14 protein-coding genes are annotated in these 15445 nt (G+C 44.5%); 6 read left to right on the top strand and 8 right to left on the bottom strand.

Annotated features, from left to right (window positions below; translation table 11 throughout):
* Window positions 1-431: 431 nt before the first annotated feature.
* The 4 genes from pssA to A3735_RS16505 form a co-directional block, all read right to left on the bottom strand.
* A complete protein-coding gene (gene pssA / locus A3735_RS16520; RefSeq protein WP_197470003.1) occupies window positions 432-1217 on the bottom strand; it encodes a CDP-diacylglycerol--serine O-phosphatidyltransferase in 786 nt (261 codons plus the stop codon).
* An 87-nt stretch (window positions 1218-1304) separates the two neighbouring features.
* The gene (ilvC, locus tag A3735_RS16515; protein ID WP_068510906.1) at window positions 1305-2315 is read right to left on the bottom strand and encodes a ketol-acid reductoisomerase; all 1011 of its coding nucleotides are present in this window, start codon (window positions 2313-2315) and stop codon (window positions 1305-1307) included.
* A gap of 67 nt (window positions 2316-2382) precedes the next feature.
* Window positions 2383-2874 (bottom strand): acetolactate synthase small subunit, encoded by a 492-nt coding sequence (gene ilvN, locus A3735_RS16510; protein ID WP_068510904.1) that lies wholly within the window; start codon window positions 2872-2874, stop codon window positions 2383-2385.
* A 3-nt stretch (window positions 2875-2877) separates the two neighbouring features.
* On the bottom strand, window positions 2878-4599 hold the full coding sequence (locus tag A3735_RS16505; protein ID WP_068510902.1) for an acetolactate synthase 3 large subunit: 1722 nt from the start codon (window positions 4597-4599) through the stop codon (window positions 2878-2880).
* A gap of 444 nt (window positions 4600-5043) precedes the next feature.
* On the opposite strand from A3735_RS16505, the gene A3735_RS16500 reads away from it, so the two are divergent.
* The gene (locus tag A3735_RS16500) at window positions 5044-5511 is read left to right on the top strand and encodes a DUF4124 domain-containing protein (protein ID WP_082885910.1); all 468 of its coding nucleotides are present in this window, start codon (window positions 5044-5046) and stop codon (window positions 5509-5511) included.
* A 53-nt stretch (window positions 5512-5564) separates the two neighbouring features.
* Here the strand turns inward: A3735_RS16500 and clpB are convergent, their stop codons facing one another.
* The gene (gene clpB, locus A3735_RS16495; protein WP_068510901.1) at window positions 5565-8141 is read right to left on the bottom strand and encodes an ATP-dependent chaperone ClpB; all 2577 of its coding nucleotides are present in this window, start codon (window positions 8139-8141) and stop codon (window positions 5565-5567) included.
* A gap of 305 nt (window positions 8142-8446) precedes the next feature.
* Here clpB and A3735_RS16490 point away from each other — a divergent pair, with 305 nt between their 5' ends.
* Together A3735_RS16490 and A3735_RS16485 are read left to right on the top strand one after the other, a co-directional pair.
* Window positions 8447-8947 (top strand): exonuclease domain-containing protein, encoded by a 501-nt coding sequence (locus tag A3735_RS16490; RefSeq protein ID WP_068510899.1) that lies wholly within the window; start codon window positions 8447-8449, stop codon window positions 8945-8947.
* On the top strand, window positions 8944-10386 hold the full coding sequence (locus A3735_RS16485) for a hypothetical protein (RefSeq protein ID WP_068638299.1): 1443 nt from the start codon (window positions 8944-8946) through the stop codon (window positions 10384-10386). Before A3735_RS16490 ends, A3735_RS16485 begins: the two co-directional genes overlap by 4 nt.
* Window positions 10387-10422: 36 nt before the next feature.
* Here the strand turns inward: A3735_RS16485 and A3735_RS16480 are convergent, their stop codons facing one another.
* Window positions 10423-10647, bottom strand: coding sequence for a hypothetical protein (locus A3735_RS16480; protein WP_068510894.1), 225 nt, complete (start codon window positions 10645-10647; stop codon window positions 10423-10425).
* 293 nt (window positions 10648-10940) lie between these two features.
* Between A3735_RS16480 and A3735_RS16475 the strand changes: the two genes are divergently transcribed.
* Entirely contained in the window at window positions 10941-11282 is a 342-nt protein-coding gene (locus tag A3735_RS16475; RefSeq protein WP_068510893.1) for a hypothetical protein, read from the top strand.
* A gap of 21 nt (window positions 11283-11303) precedes the next feature.
* On the opposite strand, the gene A3735_RS16470 is transcribed toward A3735_RS16475, so the two are convergent.
* Window positions 11304-11552, bottom strand: a complete 249-nt coding sequence (locus A3735_RS16470; protein ID WP_082865221.1) for a YheV family putative zinc ribbon protein — start codon at window positions 11550-11552, stop codon at window positions 11304-11306.
* On the bottom strand, window positions 11549-13600 hold the full coding sequence (locus tag A3735_RS16465; RefSeq protein WP_068510890.1) for a M3 family metallopeptidase: 2052 nt from the start codon (window positions 13598-13600) through the stop codon (window positions 11549-11551). The genes A3735_RS16470 and A3735_RS16465 overlap by 4 nt, the downstream gene beginning before the upstream one ends.
* 244 nt (window positions 13601-13844) lie before the next feature.
* Between A3735_RS16465 and A3735_RS16460 the strand changes: the two genes are divergently transcribed.
* Together A3735_RS16460 and ylqF are read left to right on the top strand one after the other, a co-directional pair.
* Window positions 13845-14432, top strand: coding sequence for a gamma carbonic anhydrase family protein (locus A3735_RS16460; protein ID WP_068510888.1), 588 nt, complete (start codon window positions 13845-13847; stop codon window positions 14430-14432).
* Window positions 14433-15368 carry a ribosome biogenesis GTPase YlqF gene (gene ylqF, locus A3735_RS16455; protein ID WP_068510886.1) on the top strand — a complete coding sequence of 312 codons (936 nt, stop codon included), beginning with the start codon at window positions 14433-14435 and terminating at the stop codon, window positions 15366-15368. It abuts the gene before it with no gap.
* Window positions 15369-15445 lie beyond the last annotated feature (77 nt).

Raw genomic sequence — 15445 nt, 5'->3', positions numbered from 1 at the left:
TACTGTTCAAATAAATTGTACAGGTCGTTGACTTGATAATTTCTTAAGCAACATCCTCTCTAACAAGTTAGATCAGAGTGCTTTATCGTGAAATCATCTCAGCCAGCGCCCACACGAATTGCTTGGTTAATTTTTTAAAGAGCTTGCTTGAGATCCCTCAAGCGAGGCGCGTATTCTACAGCGTCTCATTTGCTTGTCAACGATTTTTTCAATTTGTTTTCGAAGAAATTTAAATTCAAAACCGAAAACCAAAACCTTTAACAAGCGAAGATAAATTACTGATTTTAATCACTTAATTTATCCTCTATCTCCTTCAAACTTCGCCGCTTTCGAAGCGGTTCGTCTTAAGGAGGTGCGCATTATATAGAGCTGATTCTTTAGGTCAACACCTTTATCAAACTTTCTTTACATTTTTATGTTAGCGAATGTAATTAAGACTTTTCAGTCACTTTATTGCGACCAAGTAACGCATTAAATGGCCCAGATAAAGTATATAAAGCAAAGACCCCAAGCAGTACTAGCGACGGCTCTAACGCAATGACCGCAAAAACCAGAACTATAATAAGCAAGGTAGTAAACGGAACCCTTCTTTTCATATCAAACTCTTTAAAGGAGTGATACTTAACATTACTCACCATCAACACCCCTGCACCCGCAACTATCACCATCGTTAACGCAGTTAACCAGCCCGACTGCTCGTAATGATGCGCCGCCCATACAAAGCCAGCCACAATTGCCGCCGCCGAAGGGCTTGGAAGCCCTATAAAGTAGCGCTTATCCACCTCATCAATTTGTGTATTAAAGCGCGCTAGACGCAACGCAGCACCCGCCACATAGATAAAGGTCGCAATCCACCCCAAATTACCCAAAGTATGCAAATTCATAGTAAACGCGACAAGAGCGGGTGCCACACCAAAAGCAACCATATCGACCAAACTATCGTACTCTGCACCAAAAGCGCTCTGCGTATTCGTCATACGCGCCACACGACCATCTAAGCCATCCAGAATCATTGATATAAAGATGGCAATTGCTGCATTATCAAAATGACCATTCATAGCAGCGACGATCGCATAGAATCCAGAAAACAACGAAGCTGTTGTAAACAGGTTCGGCAACAGATAGATCCCTCGCCCCAGCTTTGAACGATGAGCCGGCGACTCGCTCACCTCTTCCTTTTCTACATCACCCTGCTTTTCTGAATTCATATCACTCATCATCAACTCTCATCATTAAACATAAAAAAACGGCTCTCTGGAAAAACCAGAGAGCCGCCTTATCTTACCTGCAAAAACAACTAATGTTTAGTTTTTGCTCTTATCAACAATCTTGTTAATCCATGGCATCATCTTACGAAGCTCACCACCAACCTGCTCGATTGGGTGCGCAGCATTGTTACGACGGTACGCAGTCATTGAAGGATAGTTTGTTGCACCCTCTGAAATGAACATTTTCGCATACTCACCATTCTGAATACGCTTAAGCGCATTACGCATCGCTGCACGAGACTCTTCGTTAATAACTTCTGGGCCCGTTACATACTCGCCGTATTCAGCATTGTTTGAGATTGAGTAGTTCATATTGGCGATACCGCCTTCATACATAAGGTCTACGATCAACTTCAATTCATGCAAACATTCGAAGTAAGCCATTTCAGGCGCATAACCCGCTTCAGTAAGCGTTTCAAAACCCATCTTAACCAACTCAACAGCACCACCACAAAGAACAGCCTGCTCACCGAACAAGTCAGTTTCAGTTTCATCTTTGAAAGTTGTTTCGATAATGCCCGTACGACCACCACCTACACCTGAAGCGTAAGATAGCGCAACATCTTTAGCCTTACCCGTTGCATCCTGATAGATAGCGATTAAGTCTGGAATACCACCGCCCTTCACAAATTCTGAACGAACCGTGTGGCCCGGCGCTTTTGGAGCGATCATGATAACATCAAGATCGGCACGAGGCACAACCTGGTTATAATGAATAGCAAAACCATGAGCAAATGCTAGAGTAGCACCCTGCTTAATGTTTGGCTCAATTTCTTCTTTGTACAAAACAGACTGAAACTCATCTGGAGTCAAAATCATTACTACATCAGCACCAGAGACAGCCTCAGCAACCGGCTTAACAGTCAAACCATGCGCTTCCGCTTTCGCTACAGAAGAAGAATTTGCACGTAGACCAACCGTTACATCAACACCAGAATCTTTCAAGTTACAGGCATGAGCATGACCTTGCGAACCATAACCAATAATTGAAACTTTCTTACCTTTAATGATCGATAGATCACAATCTTTATCGTAATAAACCTGCATGACAATCCTCTACTTTTCTCTTGTCGAAATAAATCGACGCTTAATTAAAATTTTACTAAACAACACGCTATAGACTTAGCACTTTCTCGCCACGCGCAATACCTGAAACACCCGAACGAACCACCTCGAGCACACTTCCTTCAGCTATCGAAGCAATAAATGCATCCAACTTGTCGCTATTACCTGTGATCTGTACCGTATAGGCAGAACTAGTAACATCCACTATCTGACCACGAAAGATATCAACACAACGCTTAATCTCTGCTCTTTGAGAGCCCGCTGCCTTAATCTTAACCAACATCAACTCGCGCTCTATATGAGCACCTTCCGTCAGATCAACCAGCTTCACCACTTCAACCAACTTGTTTAGCTGCTTGGTAATCTGCTCAATGACCTTGTCGGAGCCTGAAGTTGTAACCGTTAAACGAGACAGCGTACCATCATCCGTCGGCGCAACAGTTAATGTCTCGATATTATAATTTCGCTGTGAAAACAGCCCTACAACACGCGACAGAGCTCCCGGCTCATTCTCTAACAAAACTGAAATTATTCGACGCATGGCTTAAGTCCTCTCCGTTTTGCTTAACCACATGTCATTCATAGATCCGCGCGCAATTTGCATCGGATAAACATGCTCTTTCGGATCAACATAAACGTTGATGAAAACCAAACGATCTTTCATCGCAAAAGCCTTCTCCATCGTCGTATCCAGCTCGCTAAGTTTAGTGACAGTCAAACCAACATGACCATATGATTCCACCAACTTAGTAAAATCTGGCAAGGACTCCATATACGAATGAGAGTGGCGCGATTCATAATTCATATCCTGCCACTGCTTAACCATCCCTAAAGCCTGATTGTTCAGTATTAAAACCTTCACCGGCAAGTCATATTGCTTACAGGTCGACAGTTCCTGAATATTCATCTGAATACTGCCTTCACCCGTTACGCAGACAACCTCCTCATTAGGATAATGAAGCTTTATCCCCATTGCCGCTGGCAAACCAAAACCCATCGTCCCTAAACCACCAGAGTTAATCCAACGATTTGGCTTATCAAATTTATAGTACTGAGCTGCAAACATCTGGTGCTGCCCCACGTCAGAACAAACGTAAGCATCACCTTTCGTCGCTCTATACATCGCCTCGATCGCTTGTTGCGGTTTAATGCTTTCCTCGGTCGAAGGGTCGTAGCGACCACCGTGACGAGCACGCCAGCCATCTATACTCTTCCACCAAGAAGCCAAAGCCTCTTGATCTGGCGTTTCCTCTGCATCCTCCAGAATCGCCAACATATCATTAAGCACTGATCCCACCGGCCCAACGATTGGCACATCAACCTTAACTGTTTTTGCAATATTTGCCGGATCAATATCGATATGAACAATTCTTGCCCCCGGGCAAAACTTGTCAGTGCCATTCGTCACTCGATCATCAAATCGAGCACCAACCGCTAAAACCAAGTCGGAATTATGCATTGCCTCATTGGCTTCGTAGGTACCATGCATCCCCAGCATTCCCAGAGAATGCTCACCAGTACCAGGATATGCACCCAAACCCATTAGCGTTGTGGTTACTGGATAATTCAAGCGCTCAACCAACTCTACCAACTGCTTGGATGCTTGCCCCAGAATAACACCACCACCCGCATAGATTACCGGACGCTTAGCTGCCAATAACATATCGACCGCTTTCTTAATCTGACCAGAATGCCCTCTTACCGGCGGCGTATAAGAACGCAACTTCACCTTTTTGGGGTAAACGTATTCAAAACGTTCATTTGGCGCCGTCATATCCTTAGGAATATCCACAACAACCGGCCCCGGACGACCCGACTGCGCAATATAGAAAGCCTTTTTCAAGACCTCTGGTATTTCTGAGGCATGCCTTACAGCCATATTATGCTTAACAACAGGACGAGATACGCCCATCATATCGGTTTCCTGAAAAGCATCTTCACCAATTAAGGTTGAAGGCACCTGCCCGCAAAGCACAACCATTGGAATAGAATCCATAAAGGCTGTAGCAATACCTGTAATTGTATTCGTCGCACCAGGTCCAGACGTAACGAGCACGACACCCGCCTTACCAGACGCTCGCGCGTAACCATCCGCCATATGAACAGCTGCCTGCTCATGACGAACCAAAATATGTTCAACTTTATCCTGTCTGAAAAGCGCATCATAAATATGCAGCGCTGCACCACCAGGATAACCGTATATGTACTCGACACCCTCGTCTTGTAAAAAACGAGCAATCATATCGGCGCCAGATAATAGCTCCACGATAATTACCTTCTGTTAAATAGTTTATGGAAGCTTAATCCGAGTTAACTCTCACTTCTTTTGGAAGTGCACTGGATGCAATCTAGCGTTACTTTGATGGTAAATTTGGCGTAGAGTTTCGCCATAAAGTCCAGCACTTTTATGTCATGCTAGACTCCTGTTTTACCACTGCCTCTTACATTTTCTATCAAGCAAAGTAAGAAGCTCAAATACGCTGGGGGATACTATTACCGTCAAACGATTAACGTTGAAAAACGACACTTGTAAAACCCTAGAAAAAGCAACCCGTAATTCTGACACTTAAATCATTAGAGTCAATATAATTTGCATTTTTTTGACCCAGTTTTGTATTTTTTCGGCTTTTCTCGTCCAAAAAACCGTCTATGGTTTATAGTTAGAATGTCAATTGACCAAAATTCTATGATCTGACAGGAAATCGAAACCATGACACTCACACTGAACAGCGCATTATTCACAACCACTTTAAAGCTTTGCGCTTTTCTTTTAATTAGCTGTGCTACAACCATAGCAACTTCGGCTGAAGTCTATAAATGGGTCGATAGTAACGGCAACACTCACTATACGGACAAGAAACCAAACCATACCGAGTCGACCAGCATTCAAATTAAAACTAGCACTGCATCACAGCGCACCAGCGCACAAAACCAAGCAAAAGCTATCGATGAAAAAACAGCCAAAGAAATGCAAATTCGACAAGGGATCGCTCAAGAAGAAGCTAGAAAAATTGAGATTGAAGAAAAATGTAAAGCAATCAGAGAAAACCTTAGAGTTATTGCTGAAACTAGCCGCATCACGGTTGTTGAAGAAGGCGTCACCCGCTTCCTAAGCCCTGAAGAGATCAACGAAAAGAAGGCAAACTTCCAAAAACAAATTGAAGACTACTGCCAATAATACAATACGGAGGACACCGAGCCTTTAGACCATACCAAAAGCTCGGTGCCTTACTACCTTTTTTCAAACACTATTTCATCTGCTTCAGCTCTCGCTACTATAGTGTCACCCGATACATAATCACCTGCCAACAAATTCTGAGCCAATGGATTCTCAACCCAACGCTGTATAGCTCGCTTTAGAGGCCTTGCCCCATAAACCGGATCAAACCCGGCTTCGGCCAACTTAGCCATAGCATCCGCCTCAAACTCCAAGGTAATATCTTGCTCTAACAAACGCTTACTTAAGCCTTTCAATTGAATCTGCGCTATACCCTGAATTTGCTGGGCTCCCAAAGCATGGAAGACCACTACTTCGTCAATGCGGTTGATAAACTCCGGCCTAAAATGAGCCGATACAGAATCCATGACAGCATTCTTTATCTGATCATAACCCGCGCCTTCCATTCCCATAGCCTGGATAACATCAGAACCCAAATTAGACGTCATGATAATAACCGTATTCCTGAAATCGACAGTACGACCTTGACCATCAGTTAAACGACCATCTTCCAATACCTGAAGCAAGATATTGAACACATCCGGGTGTGCCTTCTCCACCTCATCCAATAGCAATACCGAATAGGGTCTCCTGCGGACAGCCTCTGTCAAATAGCCACCTTCTTCATAACCTACATATCCAGGAGGAGCGCCAATTAGGCGAGCCACCGAATGCTTTTCCATAAATTCGGACATATCGATACGAACCATCGCATCTTCAGTGTCGAAGAGGAAGCTTGCCAAGGCTTTACAAAGTTCGGTTTTACCGACACCTGTTGGCCCCAAAAATAGAAAGGAGCCGTTTGGACGATTAGGGTCAGCCAAACCCGCACGAGAACGACGTACTGCATCGGATACCGCTTGCACTGCTTCAGATTGACCAATTACCCGCTCATGCAGAGAACCTTCCATTCTCAACAACTTATCCTTTTCGCCCTCCAGCATTTTTGAGACCGGAATACCCGTCCACTTCGATACTGTTTCTGCTATCTCTTCTTCGGTCACTCGATTACGTAATAAGGTCATACCCATCATTTCAGCCTGGCTCGCCATATCCAACTGGCGCTCCAATTCGGGAATCTTCCCGTACTGCAATTCCGACATCAATGCCAAGTCACCCTCTCGACGAGCACTCTCCAATTCGACCCTAGCCTGCTCTAACTGACTCTTAACTTTCTGGGAACCATGCAGAGCTGCCTTTTCTGCCAACCAGACTTCTTCCAGATCTGAAAATTCCTTTTCAAGTTCAGAAATTTGCTCATTCAGCTCTACAAGGCTCTTTTTAGATGAAGAATCCTGCTCCTTCTTAAGCGCCTCCCGCTCGATTTTCATTTGAATCAAACGGCGCTCCAAGCGATCTAAAGCTTCTGGCTTTGAGTCCATCTCCATTCGAATTTGGCTTGCTGCCTCGTCAACCAAATCTATCGCCTTATCCGGTAATTGGCGATCAGCTATATAGCGATGAGAAAGCTTGGCTGCAGCGATAATTGCACTATTGGTAATTTCTACCCCATGATGGACTTCGTAACGCTCTTTCAAACCGCGCAGAATAGCAATGGTATCTTCAACAACCGGCTCCTCTACTAGAACTTTCTGGAAACGCCTTTCCAAGGCAGCATCTTTCTCTATATATTCACGATATTCATCAAGCGTAGTAGCGCCAACACAATGCAGCTCACCTCGAGAAAGTGCAGGCTTCAACATATTCCCCGCATCCATTGAGCCCTCTGCCTTACCAGCACCAACCATGGTATGAATTTCATCGATAAAGAGGATTATCTGCCCTTCTTGCTTACTCAGCTCATTAAGCACACCTTTCAAGCGCTCCTCAAATTCACCTCGAAACTTAGCCCCGGCAATCAATGCCCCCATATCCAAGGACAAGACTCTCTTATCTTTTAAGCCGTCAGGTACTTCACCGTTTACAATTCGTTGAGCTAAACCTTCGACAATAGCTGTTTTACCGACACCCGGCTCACCTATCAAAACGGGGTTATTCTTACGTCGACGTTGAAGAACCTGCACCGTGCGACGAATCTCATCATCACGACCAATAACCGGGTCCAGTTTTCCTTCTACGGCTCTAGCCGTCAAATCAACCGTAAATTTATCTAATGCCTCTCTATTTTCCTCAGCCCCTTGATCATTCACGCCATCACCTCCTCTCACCTGGTCAATCGCTTCTTCTAAAGCAGCTTTTTCTACCTTATAAGATTTCATCAAAGCGCCTAAAGCACCTTTATCACCAGTCGCAGCAAGTAAGACCATCTCACTTGAAATAAACTGATCGCCTTTTTTCTGCGCTAACTTATCAGCAATGTTCAGCATTCGCCCCAGGTCGTTGGACATATGCACATCACCGTCTGCACCTTCGACGGTCGGTAATTCATCAACCAGACGACCAAGCTCAGTTCTAAATTGTTTTACATCTACAGAAAGCTGTCTCAATAAGGCGGATACGCTGCCATTTTGGTCAATTAGAACCTGGATCAAATGCACCGGCTCTATAAACTGATGATCCTTTCCCAAGGCTATAGATTGCGCATCTGATATCGCAACCTGCAAACGGCTCGTCAAACGATCAATTCTCATAAGTTATCCCCCCGAAGGAATCAATAGTATCTAAGTTCAGTAAACTTCGTTATGACATAGATAAGGCTCGCCTGGACATTTTCAAGGCCCAACACATAAGTTGCGCCAATTTATTGACACAAATCAATAAAAATACTCCCACTTCTACAGAAACTAACCGAGTGGTAATCAATTTTTTATGGTCAAGATCACACCAAACTCGTACAGTAATTGCAGAGCCTTTGCTTAACGATTAATATGGCCGGATTATATCGGCGTCCAATTTCACCAGCCGACCCACTACCTACTCACGCGAATACCCTTAGATGCCTAGCGACAACAACCCTGTTTTTATTGACTTCGAAGCTTCCAGCCTAGACCTCCTATCCAGCTACCCTATTGAAGTAGGTGTTTGCCTGGCTGATGGCAGCACCAGAAGCTGGCTGATCAAACCGCACGTATTATGGAAAGACTGGTCAGAAAAAGCCGCGCGCATACATGGAATCAGTAAAGACCAACTTCAACAAGAAGGGGCCGAGATTAGCCAAGTTGTGCGCGAACTTAATGATCTACTTAGTGGGGATGTATATTGCGATGCCTGGGCCTTCGATAGTTTTTGGCTTCATCGCCTATTTAAAGCAGCAAAATGCAAACCCAACTTCCATCTAGACTCCCTTTCATCAATTCTCGATGAAGAGCAAATCGATAGATGGCAGGACATCAGAGCTGGCGTTATAGATGAGCTACAGCTTGTTCGGCACCGCGCTGCAAATGATGCTTACATACTTCATAAAACCTGGCAGAAATTAGGAGCCAAGCTTAAATGAAATTATTAAGAAATACGCTCACAGGCCTTTCCGCACTATCGGTACTCGCGGCCTGTACACCGACCTTCCAAACAACCGAGCAGCTATGCCAAGCCCATCTGCCAACAAGGCAGATAGTTCAAAACCAAAGCTACGAAGTACTCGCAAATGAAAAAAATAGCGAATACAAACTTTACCTTGAGGACTTCATTAATAGCTTTAAAGGCCTGCAATCTAAATCTATTGACGCAAGTGGTAACCCAATTTTATCTGACCTTTCAGCTGACGAGGAAGCCGTCCGCGACTTTATATTGCAACAGATCAGCGCAGATATGAACTACACACTAAATGACGAGGGAACCGTAGAATCAGCAAACAATCCCCTAGATTTTATGGAAAGCCTTATTGCTGCCATCGACAGCGAAAAACTTGTTCAAACATTCGTCGAAGCTAAGGAGCAAATGTCCTCCGCAATCAGCAGCGATGACGGACACTGCACCTACAGCAATGATCAGATAGAGTTTCTCCGTGAAGATGACTCATTCAATATTCTAGATCAGTTTAGCGCCTCATTGGACCTGACTTACATCCCTTCAGCCTTTGTCGAAATAGATAATAAGGTTGATCAAACTGTTCTAATAGCTTTCGACCAAGATCCGACTGTGGAAACAGATGATGAAATTCAATTTGCCGCTCTGGACCGTATCGCTCCTGAAAATTTCAAAGAGTCCGGATTCAGTGAAGCGAAAGTAAGGCAGATCAAGGTAATCCATCAAGAACCACCCCAAATTCTTACTGTCGACGAAGACTACCTGGAGTCAAAATATGGCACTCTGGGGTACGCCCTATTAAATCAAACATGCCTCGATGATGATGAAGAAAATGTCGTCACATGCCCTGACGGCTCGATTACCAAAGAAATCGAGCACCCTGCTTGCTTCGACCTTATTGACGATGATGGTGACTCACTAACAGAGCACGATGAAGCCGACGAGCGCAATACTGTCATCTCCAACTCATTCACAATTGGCGATGGCAGTAATGATGCGCTGACAGACTTGCAGCGCTTAAAAGTAGAGGTAGACTACCCTAATGCAGAAATTCGCGTCTATGTATCGAAGTTCAGTACTGCCATCTACAAAGCTTTAGAAGATGATAGAGAAACAGAAATACCTCAGGGCGACGACAACCCCAACCCGACACGCGAGCAACTCATCTACAATCCAACGAGCTGTGAAAGTTACAATGTTTCGAAAGACCTTTTTGAGCTGCAAAGTGAAGAAGATCAGGAAAATAACGTCGCTGTCCCCGCGAACAGTTATGAAGACCCTGGCTATGAGTATATTGCCCAGACAGATGAAGATGGAGAGCCACTCTTAGACGAGGATGACAACGTCATTTACACATCGCCCACACCGCTGTTTATCTTTCAGGGAACGGCTATTCGTGAGCAAAAGTAATTGTTTTTGTGAATCAGGGTAAGTTTTACACTTACCCTAAATCACCTTCGCTTTCAGCTTAGAGATTCTTGCGGGTCGATGCTGATCAATCATTGAAATAAGTTGCATATTTCGCTCAATAGAATCTCTCAATTGCTTAACTAAACCCAGGTCAGGAAACGCACCCTCATTAGCTGCTACAATCTTTTTCTTCGTTTCTATTATTTCCCGCTCTAAACGCTGTCGCTGATTATCAAGCGTGGTCAAACGCAATGTTCTCATAGTCTGAGCCTCTATATTCCTGAAAGAACTATCAGTATAGGCAGCTAAGGTTTAAGCAATATGAAGGACTTAACATTATCGGGTAAGCTTGCGTAATCGTTTGTTTCAATGAACAGAAGTGCTCGCATAGCTTTTCACTATGTAAGCGAGAGTATCATTGGTCGAGAAAACTGGGCACTTATGAAACAGTGACCGACAAATTTATTACTGCCTGCCTTACCTTTACAGCCTCTTCTGCTAGGCTTTCTTATATACAAATATGTCAAAACTGATGTTCTCAGGAGCCAAAGGTCATGCCTAAACCTGCCATTTCAAATGTTATGAATGAGTTTCTCGCGTTTCACGAGCTATTGGATGCGGCTTACTGGGAGGCGTCCTCACTCGAACACAAAGACATTATCTATGACATTATTAGCCAGTTTTCCCAGGAAATTGCCGAGCTTAATAAGCTCAGCATACAAGACCACCATTATCCCTATGAATTTATTACCGAAGGCATTCGACGTATCCCTCCGAAATTAACTAATTTGGAAGATCAGCTTCCTACCATTATCAAACGCACACAAACTATGGCTGATATGAGGGAAGCCTTATCCAATATAATCGCTATATTAGAGGGACAATCTGAAGTTTAGTGGCCTAGCTCAAGCGAACAATTACTTCGGCTTAAGCTCAACAATCTGGACTATCTGAGCCTGCTCGTCATCAGGGCCTGAGGGGATATGATTAACCCGCGTATCAAGCTCTGACATTTCAACTTGTGCTATTTGCTTCTCAGTAAAGTCGCAGGCGACACACTCTTTAAAGGTGCCTTCATCAGATGAATACGTCACTAACTTGTCCATCTCACCGCAACGAGGGCATACGGCACCTGCGATAAAGCGCTTGGTTATCTTCTGCGTCATACCTTGATTCCCGCCTGCTTAAGCAATGGCTCAACACTTGGCTTACGACCGCGGAAGCTGGTAAACATATCAATCGCTTCAATTGAACCACCTACTTCGAGCACTTTTTCTTTATAGTCTTTACCCGTTTGCACGTTAAAGACACCTTCTTCCTCAAAGCGGGAAAACGCATCTGCTGCTAAGACTTCTGCCCACTTATAACTGTAATAACCCGCCGAATAGCCACCAGCAAATATATGGCTAAAGGAGTGGCTAAAACGCGTATATTCTGGCGAATCAATTACCGCAACTCGCTCTCGAACAGACTCCAGCACTGCTTGCACATCGGTGTTATCTGCTTCTGAGTAATCTCTATGCAAGAGGAAGTCAAACAAGGCAAACTCAAGCTGGCGCATCATCATCATGCCACTTTGAAAGTATTTCGCTGCTAGCATCTTATCCAACATATCCTTCGGCAGCGCTTCTCCTGTTTGGTAGTGACGACTGATCATAGCTATCGATTCTTCCTGCCAGCACCAGTTTTCCAAAAACTGACTTGGCAGTTCAACCACATCCCAAGGCACCCCAGAAATACCTGATACCCCAGCAACATCGACTTTGGTTAACATATGGTGCAAACCATGTCCGAACTCATGGAACAGTGTCGTCACTTCATTGTGAGTTAACAAGCTATCTGCCAGATTACCGCTCTCATCCGCAACAGGCGGTGTAAAGTTACACGCCAAGAAAGCTACCGGCATTTGCACAGAGCCATCGGCCAAACGTCTGCGTGCACGACAGTCTGCCATCCAGGCGCCACCACGTTTGTCTTTTCGGGCATAGATATCCAGATAGAAACCAGCTACTTCTTCACCCTCGCTATAAATGCTGTAATAGCGAGCATCTTGGTGGAAGGTTTTCACCTCAGGGCGCTCTTTGACTTCAATGCCAAACAGTTTCTGAACCACATCAAACATGCCTTGCAGAACCACTGGTGCTGGGAAGTATGGCTTTAACGCTTCTTGCGAAATATCAAAACGAGCCTGTCGAAGCTTTTCGGAATAATAGCCCACATCCCAGGGATTCAGTTCAGCCACACCGAACTCTTCTTTCATATAGGCTTTAAGCTCTTCTACTTCATTTTTTGCGTAATCAATAGCCTTGCCTGCAAGCTGCTCTAAAAACTCAATCACTTCATCTGGCGTGTCTGCCATTTTAGTCGCTAAGGAGCGCTCGGCATGATTGTCAAACGACAGCAACTTAGCAAGCGCCTGACGGCAAGTGAGTATGCGTTGGATATTGTTACTATTATCCCACTTACCCGCATCAGGTCCTTGGTCGGAAGCGCGAGTCAAACAAGCCTGATACAGCTGCTCACGGATATTGGCATCATCGCAGTAAGTCATAACCGGCAAATAACTAGGAATATCCAGGGTAATCAGATACCCCTTCTCATGCCCCTTAGCTCTTGCCTGGCTTTCGAGCAGTTGTAGTGCACTTTCTGGCAGACCTGCAAGTGAATCAACGTCTTCAAAATAGAGCGTCCAAGACTGAGTCGCATCCAAGACATTTTCTGAAAAGCTGTTGGTCAGCTCTGACATCTCTTTCTTCAATGCCGAATAGGCTTCTTTTTCATCATCTTCCAAGGCCACGCCCGACAATTTGAAGCCACGAAGTGTATGTTTGATTGACTGCTTTTGAGCTTGGCTCAGCCCTGCGTATTCATCGCTATCAGCCAAGGCCTGATAAGCTAAAAACAAGTCTTTATTCTGTCCCATTTCAGTACTGTATTCTGTCAATTTAGCGATAAGACGCTTGTAGATTTCTCTCAACTCATCGGAGTTTAGTACTGCGTTATAATGGGAAATAACCGACCAGACATTATTCAAACGATCGTCAGCACTTTCTATCGGGTAAGCAAAATCTTGCCAAGAATATTGTTTATCCGTCACAAGCTTTTCGACTAAAGCTCTGTTGTCAGCAAGCACCTTATCTAAGGCGGGCTCAAAGTGCTCTAATGTAATCTGCTCAAACAGCGGTAGTGGCGAATCAGCTAACAATGGGTTCATTAATTTTAACTCTATCTATTTGGTATGTTTTTAAGGCAAGCGAGCTAAGCAGCTTGTAACAATTCATTCTTTATGGGGGCATTGGTGATTTTTTAAAGCCCTTAATCTCACTATAGCAACTAGCTCGCATAGCGCTAGATACTGGTGAATATCGCTAATATTCGGTATTCTCTGCCCCTTAAGTTGGACCACAAAAATGCTTAAGTCAATAACACCACCAGATGTATCACAAGAGGATCGCCCTATGAGCTGCGTGAGAAACTATCTCGACTTGTCCCCAAAACTAGACTCATCAGTTTTCGTCGATCCAACAGCCATTGTCATTGGTGATGTTGAAATCGGCGCCGATAGTTCGATCTGGCCTTTAGTTGCGATTCGCGGCGATATGCATAGAATTCGAATTGGCGAACGCAGCAGCATTCAGGATGGCTCAGTGTTACACATCACACATGCTGGCCCCTATAATCCAGATGGATTTCCACTCACCATTGGTTCAGACGTTACCGTTGGCCATAAAGCACTGTTACATGGCTGCACTGTAAAAGATCGAGTGTTAGTGGGCATGGGAGCGATCGTTATGGATGGCGCAGTGATCGAAGAAGAGGTTATTCTCGCGGCAGGTAGCGTTGTCCCGCCAGGTAAGGTTCTGGAATCCGGCCACATGTATCGTGGCAGCCCAGCAAAAAAGATCCGCCCCATCAGTGACAAGGAAAAAACCTTTTTCAAGTACACTGCAAGCAATTACGTCAAACTCAAAAATCAGCATATGGACGACCTTTCACAACAAGGTTTGGATACTCGTCCAGACTCCCTTAAGAATCAGGACAAGTAGATGGCAATTCAGTGGTTTCCGGGCCACATGCACAAGGCCCGCAAAGAAATTAAGAAAGTCATGTCTCAAATAGATGTGGTGATAGAAATACTGGACGCTCGAATTCCATTCAGTAGCTCCAACCCAATGATTCGACAACTTAAAGAAGATAAGCCTTGCATTAAAATTCTCAACAAGTCTGATTTAGCTGACCCAGAAGTAATCAAAGCTTGGCAAGAACACTTCGAAAAAGATGCACAAGTTAAAACCTTGGCGATTAGTGCTAATACGCTTAGCAACAAAGGCGCTATCGCCAACCTATGTCGAAAACTCGCACCACATCGTCAAGATTCAGATAAACCCATTAACGCCATGATTATGGGCATCCCTAATGTCGGTAAATCTACCCTGATTAATTCCATCGCTGGCAGAGCTATTGCAAAAGTTGGCAACGAACCTGCGGTCACCAAACGCCAGCAAAAGATTAATCTTGATAACGGTATCGTTCTCTCGGATACACCAGGCGTACTCTGGCCAAAACTCGAACCCGAAACCTGCGGTTATCGTTTAGCTGCAACAGGCGCGGTTAAAGACACCGCAATGGAATATGAATCCGTCGCTATTTTTGCCCTGGAGCATTTGGCAAACCATTACCCAGAAGCCTTGGCAACTCGCTTCAAGCTCGACTTCTCTACCTTTGATCTTCAGCAAGATAAGTTGGAGTTATTAAAACTTATCGGTAGTAAACGGGGCTGCCTAAGGGCGGGTGCTATTGTCGACTTATATCAAGCAGCAACCATTGTTCTAAATGAATTACGTTCAGGCAAGCTAGGCCAGATTTGCCTCGAGACTCCAGAAATGATGGAACGAGAACTTGCTGAGTTCCGCGCCATGATTGAAGCCAAGCGCCAGGCTGAAGAAGAGGCAAAGGAAAAACGTAATAAGGACTCTGATTAAAGATAATGTCAGAACTTAGCCTTGTTCAGTGTGCATTAATCGCTCTCACCTTTATTTGGAGTGGATTTGTGCGTTCA

It is taken from the genome of Oleiphilus sp. HI0061, assembly GCF_001635675.1.
The sequence above is the reverse complement of the archived record's forward strand: the minus strand, read 5'-3'. Positions and strand labels throughout refer to the sequence as shown.

Excerpts from the sequence above, each read along its gene's own strand:
- pssA (WP_197470003.1), bottom strand. The coding sequence starts at position 1,217 with ATGAGTGATATGAATTCAGAAAAGCAGGGTGATGTAGAAAAGGAAGAG.
- ilvC (WP_068510906.1), bottom strand. The coding sequence starts at position 2,315 with ATGCAGGTTTATTACGATAAAGATTGTGATCTATCGATCATTAAAGGT.
- ilvN (WP_068510904.1), bottom strand. The coding sequence starts at position 2,874 with ATGCGTCGAATAATTTCAGTTTTGTTAGAGAATGAGCCGGGAGCTCTG.
- A3735_RS16500 (WP_082885910.1), top strand. The coding sequence starts at position 5,044 with ATGACACTCACACTGAACAGCGCATTATTCACAACCACTTTAAAGCTT.
- clpB (WP_068510901.1), bottom strand. The coding sequence starts at position 8,141 with ATGAGAATTGATCGTTTGACGAGCCGTTTGCAGGTTGCGATATCAGAT.
- A3735_RS16490 (WP_068510899.1), top strand. The coding sequence starts at position 8,447 with ATGCCTAGCGACAACAACCCTGTTTTTATTGACTTCGAAGCTTCCAGC.
- A3735_RS16485 (WP_068638299.1), top strand. The coding sequence starts at position 8,944 with ATGAAATTATTAAGAAATACGCTCACAGGCCTTTCCGCACTATCGGTA.
- A3735_RS16480 (WP_068510894.1), bottom strand. The coding sequence starts at position 10,647 with ATGAGAACATTGCGTTTGACCACGCTTGATAATCAGCGACAGCGTTTA.
- A3735_RS16475 (WP_068510893.1), top strand. The coding sequence starts at position 10,941 with ATGCCTAAACCTGCCATTTCAAATGTTATGAATGAGTTTCTCGCGTTT.
- A3735_RS16470 (WP_082865221.1), bottom strand. The coding sequence starts at position 11,552 with ATGACGCAGAAGATAACCAAGCGCTTTATCGCAGGTGCCGTATGCCCT.
- A3735_RS16465 (WP_068510890.1), bottom strand. The coding sequence starts at position 13,600 with ATGAACCCATTGTTAGCTGATTCGCCACTACCGCTGTTTGAGCAGATT.
- A3735_RS16460 (WP_068510888.1), top strand. The coding sequence starts at position 13,845 with ATGAGCTGCGTGAGAAACTATCTCGACTTGTCCCCAAAACTAGACTCA.
- ylqF (WP_068510886.1), top strand. The coding sequence starts at position 14,433 with ATGGCAATTCAGTGGTTTCCGGGCCACATGCACAAGGCCCGCAAAGAA.